Here is a 12,430-nt window from a genome sequence, read left to right on the forward strand (position 1 = left end):
TGTCGGCCTCCAGCGTCAGCCGAAGAGGAGGGCGTCCCGGCCGGAGGAGTTCTTCACCATCGCGGTGCCGAGGGCCTCGGCGTGCTTGGCCCAGATGTCACGGGCGGCCTCGACGTCGCCGTTGGCGATCGCGGCGACGAGCTGGGCGTGGGTCTTGTCCTTGCGCAGTTCGGGGTCGGTGTTACGACCCGAGCGGATCCGGCCCTCCGCGTGGCGCTGCAGGACGCCGTCGATCAGGTCCATGATCACCCAGAGCGTCGAGGACTTGCCGATCTCGGCGACCAGGCCGTGGAAGGCGACGGTCGCGGCGAGGAACTCCTCGACGTCGCCGGACGCGAGGGCGGCGTTCTCGGCCTCCAGCGCGGCGCGCAGGCGGGCGACGTCCTCCTCCGTCGCGTGCTCGGCGGCGAGCGCGGCGGCGTGGGGTTCCAGCACCGTGCGGGCGTGGGCGAAGTCCTCGAGCCGCGTGCCCCGGGACTGTAGGACGAGACCGAAGTAGCGGGCGGCTGCGTCGGCGGTGGGGTGCGTGACCTCGGCGCCGCCGCGCGCCCCGCGGTGGATGCGCACGAGCCCTTCGGCCTCGAGGACGCGGAACGCCGAGCGCAGCGTCGCGCGGGAGACGTCGAACTGCTCCTGCAGCTCGGGCTCGGCGGCGAGACGCGTGCCGGCGGGGAGCTCGCCGGTGACGATCTGCCGGCGCAGGTCGCGCGCGAGGCGCCGAGCGTCCGCGGTGGCGCTGGCGGGGATGTCGTCGTCCGGCGCCGCGGGTTCCTTACGGGCCATCAGACGATGTCCACGATGCGGCGGGCGTCGTCGTTCTCGACCAGGGCCTCGGCGACGATCTCGGCGTGCGCGCGCCAGTGGGCCTCGGTGCCGTCGGCGTCGCCGGCCTCGATGAGCCGGATCAGCTTGGCGTGCGCGCGGTTGGCGATGCCGAGGTTGCGCAGGTGCGCCTCGTGGTCGGAGGGGTCGGAACCCTCGGACAGCCGCAGGTCCTGGTGGCGTTGCACCACCGACTGCACGAGCGCGAACGTGGTCGCGAGCGTGACGTTGCCGGACAGCTCGACGACCGCGTCGTGGAAGTCCAGCGCGGCGCGGCCCGCGGCGACGGCGTCGCCGGAGGCGATGGCCTGCTTCTCGGTGTCGAGGGCGGCCCGCAGTTTGTCGAGGGCGGCCTCGCGGTCGTCGGCCTCGGCGAGCAGCCGGGCGGCCGGGGGTTCGATCACCGCCCGGGTGCGCTCCAGGTCGAGCAGTGTCGTCCCGCGCAGCTGCATGAGCACGCCCGCGTAGTTGGCGGCGACGTCGGTCGAGGGGAGCGTCACGCGCGCGCCCTGCGTCCGCGCGGACAGGCTGATCAGGTTCTCCGACGCCAGCACGCGCAGCGCTTCGCGCAGCGTCGGGCGCGAGATGCCGTAGCGCTCCAGCAGCACCGTCCCCGGCGGGAGGAGCTCGCCGTCGGCGAAGGTGCCGGACGCGATCTCGCGGCGCAGGTCGTCGGCGACGAGGTCGGCGGCCTTGGGCAGGCTGACGCGACGACGTGCGGACCCGAAGGTTGTCCCCTGCCCGCCCGCCATGCGTCGCATTGTGCCAAGAGGGGGAACCATTTCCCATTCACCTCGCGTGTGACGTGGGCCGGGTGAGCCGGCCGGGTCAGAACGCCGAACCGCCGTCGACCGGCAGCCAGGCCCCGTTGACGTAGGACGCGTCGTCGGAGAGCAGCCAGGCGATCGCGGCCCCGACCTCGTCCGGCTGCCCGAGCCGGCCGCCGTAGGTGCACTGGGAGTACTTCGTGTTGACGTACTCGAAGAACTGCTCGTCGTCCCAGCCGTGCTCGGCCATCGCGGCGGCCTTGCGCTTCGCCACCGCGTCGGACTCGACCATGCCCGGCATCACCGCGTTCGTCCGGATCCCGCGGGCGCCGAACTCCTTCGCCAGATTCTTCGTCAGGTGAGCCAGCGCCAGTTTCTGCGAGGAGTAGTGCGGCATCATCGGCAGGTAGTGCCGGCTCGACATCGCCGAGACGTTCACGATCGCCCCGCCGCCGTCGAGCAGGTGGGGGAGCGCCGCCCGGCAGGTGCGGACCGCGTAGAGCAGCACCGCGTCGAACGCGCGCTGCCAGTGGCCGTCGTCGGTCTCCAGGAATCCGCCGCTCACCGGCTCGCACAACCCGACGGCGTTGACCAGACCGTCGAGTCCGCCCCACCGCGCCGCCGGCGCGTCGACCGCGGCCGCCACCGCGGCGGGATCGGTCACGTCCGCCGCGACGGTCAGAACGTCCGCCGCGCCGGCGGCGGAGACGTCCTTCGCGACGACGTCGAGATCGGCCGACGTCCGAGCCACCAACGCGACGCGCGCGCCGCCGGACGCGAGCCGCAACGCCGCGGCGCGTCCCATGCCCTGGCTCGCGCCGACGACGAGAATCCGAGGTGCGGAGCGTCCGGCCACGGTGAGGCTCATGGGCTCTCTCCTCGCTCGACAAATCTTCTGGAGGTCGGCATCATGAGTAAATCATCTCCACTTGAGGGCGGCCAGAGGAGGCAGCAACCGTGCCGGTTCTGACCTCCGCCCTGGACGTGCGGTCCGAGGGTTATCTGGCCGCGCGCGAGGCCGCGCAGGCTGTCCTGGACGCCCACGCCGAACAGCTTCAGGTCGCCGCCGCGGGCGGTGGCGCGAAGGCTCAGGAGCGGCTGCGTTCGCGCGGCAAGCTGCCGGTCCGCGACCGGGTCGCGCTCCTGCTCGACCGCGCCGGCGCCTTCCTCGAGCTCTCGCCGATCGCCGGCTGGGGCTCCGACGACCCGCTCGGCGGCGGCATGGTCACCGGCATCGGACAGGTCCGCGGCCGGTGGGTGATGGTGGTCGCGAACGACCCGACGCAGCGCGGCGGTTCGCTCTCGCCGACCTCGGTCGCGAAGACGCTGCGCGCGATGGAGGTCGCGCGGTCGAACCGGCTGCCGGTCGTGCTCCTCGTCGAGAGCGGCGGCGCCGACCTGCCCAAGCAGGCGGACATCTTCGTCCCCGGCGGCGAGCAGTTCCGCCGGCTCGCGCAGCTCTCCCGCGCCGGCATCCCGACGATCGCCGCGGTGTTCGGCTCCTCGACCGCCGGCGGCGCGTACCTGCCCGGCATGAGCGACTACACCGTGCTGGTCAAGGAGCGCGCGCAGGTGTTCCTCGGCGGCCCGCCGCTGGTGAAGATGGCGATCGACGAGGACGTCGACGAGGAGACTCTCGGCGGAGCCGACATGCACGCCCGCGTCTCCGGCCTCGCCGACTACCTCGCGCTCGACGAGGCGGACGCCATCCGCCTGACGCGCGAGATCGTCGGCCGCCTCTCCGACGCGCGCCGCGCCCCGGGTGGACCGCCGCCGGCCTACGACCCCGACGAGCTGCTCGGCGTCGTGCCCGCGGACATCCGCGTCCCGTTCGACATGCGCGAGGTGCTCGCCCGCTTCGTGGACGGTTCGGAGTTCGAGGAGTTCAAGGGCCCGTACGGCTCGAACCTCGTCTGCGGGTGGACGTCGCTGCACGGAATGCCGCTCGCGGTGCTCGCGAACAACGGCGTGCTGTTCAACGAGGAGTCGCAGAAGGGCGCGCAGTTCATCCAGCTCGTCGAGCGGCAGGGCATTCCGCTGCTGTTCTGCCAGAACATCACCGGCTTCATGATCGGCTCCGAGCGCGAGAAGCGCGGCATCATCAAGGACGGCGCGAAGCTGATCAACGCCGTCTCCAACGTCGATGTCCCGAAGCTGACGCTGATGGTCGGCGCCTCCTACGGTGCCGGCAACTACGCGATGGCCGGCAAGGCGTACGAGCCGCGGCTGGTGCTGAGCTGGCCGTCGCACCGCATCGCGGTCATGGGCGGACGGCAGCTCGCCGGCGTCATGTCGATCGTGCGACGCCGGTCCGCGGAGTCCCGCGGCGAGCCGTACGACGAGGCCGTCGACGCGGCGGTGCGCGCGGCGACGGAGCGTCAGATCGAGGAGGAGTCCTCCCCGCTGTACGCGACGGGCCGGCTCTGGGACGACGGAATGATCGACCCGCGGATGACGCGGAACGCTCTCGGGGTCGCCCTCTCCGCCGCGACGCAGACCGAGACCGTCCCCAGCCCGGACTTCGGGGTGTGGCGGCACTGATGGCACTCACGTCTGTGTTGATCGCGAACCGCGGCGAGATCGCCCGACGCGTCACCCGCGCCGCCCGGGCCCGTGGACTGCGCGTGGTCGCGGTCTGCTCCCGGGCCGACGCCACCGCGCCGTTCGTGCGCGAGGCCGACACCACTGTCCTGCTGTCCGGCGACACCCTCGCCGAGACCTACCTCAACATCGACGCGATCGTTGCCGCCGCGCGGGGCGCGGGCGTCGACGCGGTCCATCCCGGCTACGGCTTTCTCGCCGAGAACGCCGACTTCGCGGCGGCGGTGACCGCCGCGGGGCTGACGTACCTCGGGCCGAACGCGAAGACCGTCGCGCTGATGGGCTCGAAGGTCGCCGCCAAGGACGCGGCCCGCGCCGCGGACGTGCCGGTGCTGCCGGACGCTGTCGTCGGCGCCGACGTTCGCGAGGCCGACCTGTTCGCGGCGGGCGAGTCCGTCGGGTACCCGATGCTCGTCAAGGCCAGCGCCGGCGGCGGTGGCCGGGGCATGCGACCGGTGGCCGCGGCGGGCGAACTGGTTGCCGCCGTGTCCGCCGCCCGGAGCGAGGCGCTGGCCGCCTTCGGTGACGGCACCGTGTTCCTCGAGCGGTACCTCGCCTCCGCGCGGCACGTCGAGGTCCAGGTGATCGCGGACCGGCACGGCAACGTCTTCGCGCTCGGCGACCGCGAGTGCTCGGTCCAGCGCCGGCACCAGAAGCTGATCGAGGAGGCCCCGGCGGTCTGCATCCCCGCCGCGGCCCGGGAGACGATCGCCGCCGCGGCCGCGCGGCTGACGTCGAAGATCGGCTACGAGGGCGTCGGGACGTGCGAGTTCCTCGTGGAGGGCGCGGACGCGTTCTTCCTCGAGATGAACACCCGTCTGCAGGTCGAGCACACCGTCACCGAGGAGGTCACCGGGCTCGACCTGGTCGACCTGCAGTTCGCGGTCGCGACGGGGGCGCGCCTGAACCTGACGCCGGATCAGCTGGAGCCGCGTGGCGTCGCCGTCCAGGCCCGGCTCTGCGCCGAGGACCCGGCCGCGGGCTGGGTCCCCAGCACCGGGACCGTCTGGCGGTATCGCCACCCGGAGGCCCCCTGGCTGCGCGGGGAGCACGGCATCGTCGAGGGTGACGCCGTCACGCCGGCGTACGACTCGATGGTCGCCAAGGTCATCGCGTCCGGCCCGACGCGGGAGATCGCGCTCGCCCGGCTCGCCGACGCCCTGGCCCGGGCCGAGGTCGCGGGCGTCGCGACCAACCGGCTCGCGCTCGCCGCGGTGCTGCGGCACCCGGTGTACGTCGAGGGGGCCGCGGTCGACACGTCCTTCCTCGACCGGTACCCCGAGGTCACCGCCGCCCCCGAGCCGACGACGGCGGAGATCGCCGCTGCCGCGCTGGGGCTGCTCGCCGACGAGACCGCCGCCGACGCGATCGTCCCGACCCTGCCCACCTCGTGGCGCTGGGGCGTCCAGCCGGCCCGGGAGCTCGAGCTCGTCGTCGCCGGCGAGCCCCTCCCGGTCCGTCTCACCCCCGTCGCCGACCGCCTGTGGTCGCTCGATCTCCCCGGGATGACGTCCCGTGCGGAGCCGTGTCAGCCCGCAGACGGGCTGACAAGCGCCTCTGCGGGACGTCATCCCGCAGAAGTGGAGGTGCTGGCGGACCGGTCGGAGGGGCGCGAGCGGACGCTCCTGCTGCGGGTCGGGGCCGAGGTCGCGGAGTGGACGGTCGCGCGGCGCGGACCGGCGCGGGACATCGACGCCGACGAGGTCGTCGTGCGGGGCGGCGGGCGCGCGATCGCGCTCGGCGTCGCGCCGCGGTTCCGGACCGGCCGGCACGACACGGCCGCGGCCGGGCCGGTGTCGTCGCTGCCGGGCACCGTGGTCGAGGTCCGCGTCGCCGAGGGCGAGACGGTCGCGGCCGGCGCCGTGCTGGCGGTCGTCGAGGCCATGAAGATGCAGCACCCGATCACCGCGCCGTACGACGCGGTCGTGACCAGTGTCTTGGTGACGCCGGGTCAGGCCGTCGAGGCGCACCAGTTGCTGCTGGAGCTGACGGAGACGGAGGGAGCCGGGTGACATCCCCGTTCACCGCGGAGCACGAGGCGTTCCGCAAGACGGTCCGTGACTTCGTCGCGGGCGAGGTCGCGCCGTACGTCGACGCGTGGGAGGAGGCGGGGATCTTCCCCGCCCGCGAGCTGTTCACCAAGTTCGCGAGCATCGGCGCGATCGGTCTGGAGTACGCCGAGGCCGACGGCGGCCAGGGCGCGGACCACTGGTACACCGTCGTGCTCTCCGAGGAACTGGGCCGCGTCGACTGCAACGCGATCCCGATGGCGTTCAACGTGCAGGCCTACTACGCGACGGCGTCGCTGGCCGAGCACGGCAGCCCCGAGCTGAAGGCGCGCTGGCTCGTCCCGTCGATGCGGGGCGAGCTGGTCGCGGCCATCGCCGTCACCGAGCCGGACGCGGGGTCGGACGTCGCCGCCATCCGCACCCGCGCCCGGCGTGACGGCGACGACTGGGTGATCAACGGCGCGAAGATCTACATCACCAACGGCACCCAGGCCGACTGGCTCTGCCTGCTGGCCCGCACGTCGGACGCCCCCGGCTACCGGGGGATGAGCCAGATCGTCGTCCCGACCGCGACGCCCGGCCTGACCGTCAGCCGCTCGCTGCGCAAGCTCGGCAACAAGGGCTCGGACACCGCGGAGCTGGTGTTCGACAACGTGCGGGTCCCTGTGACGAACACGATCGGCGAGATCGACCGCGGCTTCCAGCAGCAGATGCACCAGTTCAACCTGGAACGCCTGACCGCGACGTACCAGGCCGTCGGGCAGATGCAGTTCGCGCTCGAGCGGACCGTCGACTACCTGCGCATTCGGTCGGCGTTCGGCCAACCGCTGCTGGCCAACCAGCACCTGCAGTACACCGTCGCCGAGCTGTTCGCCGAGGTGCAGATCCTGCGCGAGTACACCTACTCCTGCGCCGCGAAGTTCGCCGCGGGTGAGGACATCGCGCAGGTGTCGACGGTCGCGAAGCTCAAGGCCGGGCGCCTCGCACGCACCGTCGCCGACACGTGCATCCAGTACCACGGTGGCGTCGGCTACATGGAGGAGACGTGGGTGTCGCGGTACTTCCGGGACGCGCGACTGCTCTCCATCGGCGGCGGCGCCGACGAGGTGCTGCTGCGGATGCTGACCAAGCAGTACGGCATCGACCAGTGAGCATCGACCAGTGAGTGGAGAACCGGTGGGAGCAGACTCCAGCCCGGACGACAACGGCATCGTCCACGTCGACCGCGACCCCGTCAGCCACATCGCGCGCATCACCTTCGACAACCCGTCGAAGAAGAACGCGATGAACCTCGACATGGTGAACACGCTGGGCCGGGCGCTCGACGAGCTCGCCGTCGACGACGACATCAAGGTCGTCGTGCTCCGCGGCGTCGGGGGCATCTTCACCACGGGGGCGGACCTCTCGCAGGCGTACAACTGGTACGCCAAGGAGGGCGACACCCGCCGGCCCAGCCAGCGGCGACGCCTCGCGGTCGACCGCGCCGGGCAGCGCATCTTCCACGAGTTCATCGGCTACCCGAAGGTGACGATCACCCAGGTCGAGGCCTACGCCTTCGGTGCGGGCCTGGAGCTGGCCCTGGCCAGCGACCTCGCCGTCGTGGGACGGACCGCGAAGCTCGGCATGCCGGCGACCAAGTTCCTCGGCCCGGTGCTCGGCAACCTGCATCTGTTCTTCCACCGGCTCGGGCCGAACATCACCCGCGACCTCCTGCTGACGGGACGTCAGGCGGTGGCGTCGGAGTACGAGCACGCGCACATCTTCGCCCGCGTCGTCGCCGACGAGGACGTCGCCGCCACCACCGAGGAACTCGCGACGCTGGTCGCCCGGATGCCTGCCGACGGCATCGCGATCGCGAAGGAGGCGTACCGGCTCGTCGAGGGCCAGACCGCCCTCGCGGCGGAGGAGACCTGCGCGTACCTGTTCCACAGCTACGGCACGAACCTCCGGTTCGAGGAGGACGAGTTCAACTTCGTCAAGGAGCGCTCGCGGTCCGGCAGCACCGGCGCCGCCTTCAAGAAGCGCGACGAGTTCTACGACGGCGGCGCGGGGGACCGCGGCGAATGACCGCCCCGGCCACCGCGTCGGAGAACGCGCCCGCCTTCGCCCGGAACCTCGCGACGCATCTGTCCGAGGCGCCGGCGGAGATGGAGCTCGTCTTCTACCGCGACCTCGCCTGGAACGCCGACCGGCTGCGTGCCGCGGTGGCGCACCTGCGCGAGGTGTTCGCCTCGCGGGGACCGGCGGCACAGGTGGCCATCGTGATGCGCAACCACCCGTGGCACATCGCGGCGCTCGCGGCGGCGCTGATCGACGGTCACACGTTGGTCGTGCTCAGCCCGCTCGAGCCCGTCGAGCGGTCGACCGACGACATCCGCAGCTTCCGTCCGGCCGTCGTGGTCGCTGAGACCGGTGACGCCGGGCCCGACCTGCGCGCGGCGGCCGCCGCCGCCGGGGCGGCGTTCGTCGAGCTCTCGGTCCCGGGGCAGGGGAGCGGTCCGCAGCTGACGAGGCGTTCCGGCCCGATCGAGCCGTCGGACCCGGAGCCCGGCGTCGCGATCGTCATGCTCACCAGCGGGACGACGGGGCCGGCGAAGCGGGTCTCGGTCCGGTACCGGGACGTCGAGGCCGCCCTCGCCGGGATCGACCGCCACTACCTCGGCAAGGTCGTCACCGCGCGCCGGACGGCGCCGGTGATCTGCCCGCTGCTGCCGGTCACGATCACCGGGTTGTGGGCGCTGATCACCGCCCTGGCCGGGGGCGCGCCGATCGTCCTGATGGACCGCTTCGACCCGCAGCCGTGGTCCGCGCTCGTCCGCCGCCACCGGCCGCGGACGCTGAACCTCCCGCCGGCGGCGCTACGGATGATCCTCGACGCCGAGATCCCGGCCGGGGACCTCGCGTCGGTGGCCGCGGTCTGGTCCGGCGCGGCGCCGCTCGACCCGGCGCTGGCCGACCGCTTCGAGGCGACCTATGGCTTCCCGGTCTTGCAGAGCTACGGCGCCACCGAGTTCACCGGTGGCCTCGCGGGCTGGAGCCTCGGCGACTGGAAGACCTGGGGCGAGACCAAGCGCCGCAGCGTCGGCCGGCTGCACCCGGGGGTCGAGGGCCGGGTGCTGGACCCCGACACCGGCGCAGAACTGACGCCGGGTGAGACGGGGCGCCTGAGCTTCCGGACGCCGCACTCCGTCGGCGCCGGCCCCGAGGACTGGATCAACACCAACGACCTCGGCCGCATCGACGCCGACGGGTTCCTGTTCGTCGAAGGTCGCGTGGACGACGTGCTCAACCGCGGCGGGTTCAAGGTCAGCGCCGGCAAGCTCAAGAGCGTCCTCGAGGAGCACCCCGCGGTGCGTGAGGCCGCGGTCGTCGGCGTCCCGGACGAGCGGCTCGGTGAGACCCCGGGCGCGCTGGTCGTGCTGCGCGACGGACAGGACGCCACCGACGACGAGCTCGAGGCCTGGATCCGCGACCGGTTGCCGCCGTACTACGCGCCGACCGTCCTGCGCCGCTGCGAGGCGATCCCGCGCAACGGCGCGATGAAGATCGTGCGTCCGGCGGTGCTGGCCCTGCTGACGGAGCCGCGGTCGTGAGCGTGCTGCGCGGGATCGAACGCGACCTCGGCACGGCGCTGGGGGAGAGCGACGAGCAGTTCCTCGCCGAGCTGTCGGCGTTCCTCGACGAACGCGCCCCGTCGCCGTTCGTGCTGCCCGACGCCCGGGCGGACCGGTTGGCCGCGCTGCGCGCCTGGCAGGCGACCCTTGACGAGGGCCGGTACGCCGCGATCACCTGGCCGGCGGAGCACGGCGGGCGGGACGCCACCTTCACCGAGCAGCTGATCTTCCACACCGAGATGGCGCGGCGCCGGCTGCCCACCGTGCCGGGGCGGACGGGGCTGTCGATCCTCGGGCCGACGCTGATGGTCCACGGGTCCGCCGAGCAGCGCGCCACCGTCCTGCCCCGTCTGCGTCGCGGCGACGACCTGTGGTGCCAGGGGTTCTCCGAGCCCGAGGCCGGGAGCGACCTCGCGTCGCTCCGCACGTTCGGGGCGATCGACGGCGACGACCTCGTGATCTCGGGCCAGAAGATCTGGACCTCCGGGGCCCGCGAGGCCGACGCGATGTTCGCGCTGGTGCGCACCGACCGGGACGTCCCGAAGCGGGACGGCATCTCCTACGTCCTGATCCCGATGACCGCGCCCGGCGTGACGGTCCGTCCGATCCGCCAGATCAGCGGCGACGCCGAGTTCAGCGAGGTCTTCCTCGACGAGGTCCGGGTGCCGCTGACCAACGTGGTCGGCGGTCTCGGCAACGGGTGGAAGGTCATGCGGACGACGCTCGCCAACGAACGGGGCGTCCTGTTCCTCGGGCGCCAACTCGCCCTCGCGCGGCAGCTGACGGCGATCCGCGACCGGGCCCGGACCGCGGACGCCCACACCCGCGAGCGGTACGCGCGGGCCTGGTGCGACGCGCAGCTCGTCCGGATCAACGGGCTGCGCGGGCTCGCCCGGGCCGCCGACGGGCTGGAGCCCGGACCCGAGGCGGCGATGAGCAAGCTGTTCGGGCAGGAGACCGAGAAGGCGCTGTACGAGCTGCTGCTCGACTGCTGCGGACCGGAGGGCGTCATCGACCGGCCGGGCGAGGCGGTCGACGGCGGCAAGTGGATCCTCGGCTGGCTGCGGACGCGGGCGTCGACGATCGGCGGCGGGACCTCCGAGGTGCAGCGCAACGCCCTCGCCGAGCGGGTGCTCGGCCAGCCGCGGGACCCCTGGGCGGACTGACGGACATGCACTACGGACTGACCGAGGAACAGACCTCGCTGCGAGAGATGGTGGCGAAGCTGCTCGCCGACCTGGCCGACCGCCGCGAGCGCTACGACGCCGAGCTGCCGGTGGACGTCCCGTCCCCGCGCGAGGCGAAGGTGTGGGCGGCGCTGGTGGAGTCCGGCGTCGCGGCGCTCGGCGTGCCCGAGGCGCTCGGCGGGCCGGGCGGGGACGCCATCGACCAGGTCGTCGTCGCCGAGGAGCTCGGCGCCGCGCTGGCGCGGGTGCCGTTCGGGTCGGCAGCCCTGGCCTCGGTGGTCCTCGGTTCGGCCCCCGACGAGGCGTTGACGGCGCGCGTGTTGGAGGGTCGGCCGCCGGCGGTCGTGCTGCCGGGGGACACGGTGGTCCTCGACGCGGCGGAGGCCGACGCGGGTCTGGTGTTCACGGGCGGCGCGCTGGTCGAGCTCGCCGGCGAGGAGTGGGCGGCGGCACGTCGCGCCCAGCCGTGCGTCGACCGGACGCGATCGATCGCGACCGTCACCATCCCGGCCGGGGCGGGCCGGGTGCTGCTCAACGACGCCGCGGCGCTGTTGGACGAGGTCCGGTGGCGGCGGCAGGTGCTGCTCGCCGCGGAGTCGACCGGCGTCGCACGCTGGTGCCTCGACACGGCCTCGGCCTACGCGCGGACCCGGCAGCAGTTCGGGGTTCCGATCGGCACGTTCCAGGCGGTGAAGCACAGCCTCGCCGACATGCTCGTCCGCGCCGAGAACGCGCGCAGTGCCACGTGGGGCGGGGCGTGGGCCCTGGCGCACGGCTGGCGGGACCGCGCGCTGTCGGCGGCGATGGCGAAGGCCGTCGCGACCGAGAACGCGCGGGCGGTCGCGGCGGCGGCGGTGCAGATCCACGGCGGCATCGGTGTCACCTGGGAGCACGACCTGCACCTGTACCTGCGGCGTGCGAAGGTGAACGAGCAGCTGGGCGGGACGCCGGCGGAGCACTTCGCGGCGCTCGCCGGCCTGCTGCTGGATGATGCACCGTCAGGAGCTAGCGCGTGAGTGAGTTCGTCGTCCGCATGCTGCCCGAGGTGGAACCGCACACCGAGCGGTTCTGGACCTCGGGTCTCGACGGGGCACTGGCGGTTCCGCGGTGCCGCGCCTGCGGCCATCACCTGATTCCGCCCGCGCCGGTGTGCCGCCGGTGCCGGAGCACCGACCTGGAGGACGTCGAGCTCTCCGGCCGGGGCGAGGTCTACACGTTCACGGTCAACGTTCAGCCGTGGTTCCCCGACATGGAGACGCCGAACGTCCTCGCGGTCGTCGAGCTCGCCGAGGAGCCCGGGTTGCGGCTGCTGGTCACGCTCGTCGACGTCGACCCCGAGGCCGTGACGATCGGGATGCCGGTGCGGCTCGCGTTCGCCGCGGCCGACGAGGTCGCGATCCCCTACGGGGTGCCGGCATGAGCGTGCGGAA

11 protein-coding genes are annotated in these 12,430 nt (G+C 73.1%); 8 read left to right on the forward strand and 3 right to left on the reverse strand.

Going from position 1 to position 12,430, the window contains the following annotated elements:
- Positions 1-15: 15 nt before the first annotated feature.
- From ABD401_RS08970 to ABD401_RS08980, 3 genes are all read right to left on the reverse strand, one after another.
- Complete coding sequence (locus ABD401_RS08970; protein ID WP_344603781.1) at positions 16-783, reverse strand: FadR/GntR family transcriptional regulator; 768 nt, start codon at positions 781-783, stop codon at positions 16-18.
- Positions 783-1,574, reverse strand: coding sequence for a FadR/GntR family transcriptional regulator (locus ABD401_RS08975; protein ID WP_344603783.1), 792 nt, complete (start codon positions 1,572-1,574; stop codon positions 783-785). Before ABD401_RS08975 ends, ABD401_RS08970 begins: the two co-directional genes overlap by 1 nt.
- Before the next feature lie 76 nt (positions 1,575-1,650).
- The gene (locus tag ABD401_RS08980; protein ID WP_344603785.1) at positions 1,651-2,457 is read right to left on the reverse strand and encodes an SDR family NAD(P)-dependent oxidoreductase; all 807 of its coding nucleotides are present in this window, start codon (positions 2,455-2,457) and stop codon (positions 1,651-1,653) included.
- 89 nt (positions 2,458-2,546) lie between these two features.
- Here ABD401_RS08980 and ABD401_RS08985 point away from each other — a divergent pair, with 89 nt between their 5' ends.
- The 8 genes from ABD401_RS08985 to ABD401_RS09020 are packed head-to-tail and all read left to right on the forward strand — an operon-like array spanning position 2,547 to position 12,420.
- Positions 2,547-4,130, forward strand: a complete 1,584-nt coding sequence (locus tag ABD401_RS08985) for an acyl-CoA carboxylase subunit beta (RefSeq protein WP_344603787.1) — start codon at positions 2,547-2,549, stop codon at positions 4,128-4,130.
- Positions 4,130-6,202, forward strand: coding sequence for an ATP-binding protein (locus tag ABD401_RS08990; protein ID WP_344603789.1), 2,073 nt, complete (start codon positions 4,130-4,132; stop codon positions 6,200-6,202). The genes ABD401_RS08985 and ABD401_RS08990 overlap by 1 nt, the downstream gene beginning before the upstream one ends.
- On the forward strand, positions 6,199-7,350 hold the full coding sequence (locus tag ABD401_RS08995) for an acyl-CoA dehydrogenase family protein (protein WP_344603791.1): 1,152 nt from the start codon (positions 6,199-6,201) through the stop codon (positions 7,348-7,350). The genes ABD401_RS08990 and ABD401_RS08995 overlap by 4 nt, the downstream gene beginning before the upstream one ends.
- Before the next feature lie 25 nt (positions 7,351-7,375).
- On the forward strand, positions 7,376-8,266 hold the full coding sequence (locus ABD401_RS09000) for an enoyl-CoA hydratase/isomerase family protein (RefSeq protein ID WP_344603793.1): 891 nt from the start codon (positions 7,376-7,378) through the stop codon (positions 8,264-8,266).
- Entirely contained in the window at positions 8,263-9,792 is a 1,530-nt protein-coding gene (locus tag ABD401_RS09005; protein WP_344603795.1) for a class I adenylate-forming enzyme family protein, read from the forward strand. The genes ABD401_RS09000 and ABD401_RS09005 overlap by 4 nt, the downstream gene beginning before the upstream one ends.
- Complete coding sequence (locus ABD401_RS09010; RefSeq protein ID WP_344603797.1) at positions 9,789-10,979, forward strand: acyl-CoA dehydrogenase family protein; 1,191 nt, start codon at positions 9,789-9,791, stop codon at positions 10,977-10,979. The genes ABD401_RS09005 and ABD401_RS09010 overlap by 4 nt, the downstream gene beginning before the upstream one ends.
- Before the next feature lie 5 nt (positions 10,980-10,984).
- Positions 10,985-12,016, forward strand: a complete 1,032-nt coding sequence (locus ABD401_RS09015) for an acyl-CoA dehydrogenase family protein (protein ID WP_344603799.1) — start codon at positions 10,985-10,987, stop codon at positions 12,014-12,016.
- Complete coding sequence (locus tag ABD401_RS09020; RefSeq protein ID WP_344603801.1) at positions 12,013-12,420, forward strand: Zn-ribbon domain-containing OB-fold protein; 408 nt, start codon at positions 12,013-12,015, stop codon at positions 12,418-12,420. The genes ABD401_RS09015 and ABD401_RS09020 overlap by 4 nt, the downstream gene beginning before the upstream one ends.
- Positions 12,421-12,430 lie beyond the last annotated feature (10 nt).

This window comes from Sporichthya brevicatena, from assembly GCF_039525035.1.
In the GTDB taxonomy this organism is placed as follows: domain Bacteria; phylum Actinomycetota; class Actinomycetes; order Sporichthyales; family Sporichthyaceae; genus Sporichthya; species Sporichthya brevicatena.

Coding starts and splice junctions, on each gene's coding strand:
- ABD401_RS08970 (WP_344603781.1), bottom strand. CDS start 783: ATGGCCCGTAAGGAACCCGCGGCGCCGGACGACGACATCCCCGCCAGC.
- ABD401_RS09005 (WP_344603795.1), top strand. CDS start 8,263: ATGACCGCCCCGGCCACCGCGTCGGAGAACGCGCCCGCCTTCGCCCGG.
- ABD401_RS08980 (WP_344603785.1), bottom strand. CDS start 2,457: ATGAGCCTCACCGTGGCCGGACGCTCCGCACCTCGGATTCTCGTCGTC.
- ABD401_RS09015 (WP_344603799.1), top strand. CDS start 10,985: ATGCACTACGGACTGACCGAGGAACAGACCTCGCTGCGAGAGATGGTG.
- ABD401_RS08975 (WP_344603783.1), bottom strand. CDS start 1,574: ATGGCGGGCGGGCAGGGGACAACCTTCGGGTCCGCACGTCGTCGCGTC.
- ABD401_RS08990 (WP_344603789.1), top strand. CDS start 4,130: ATGGCACTCACGTCTGTGTTGATCGCGAACCGCGGCGAGATCGCCCGA.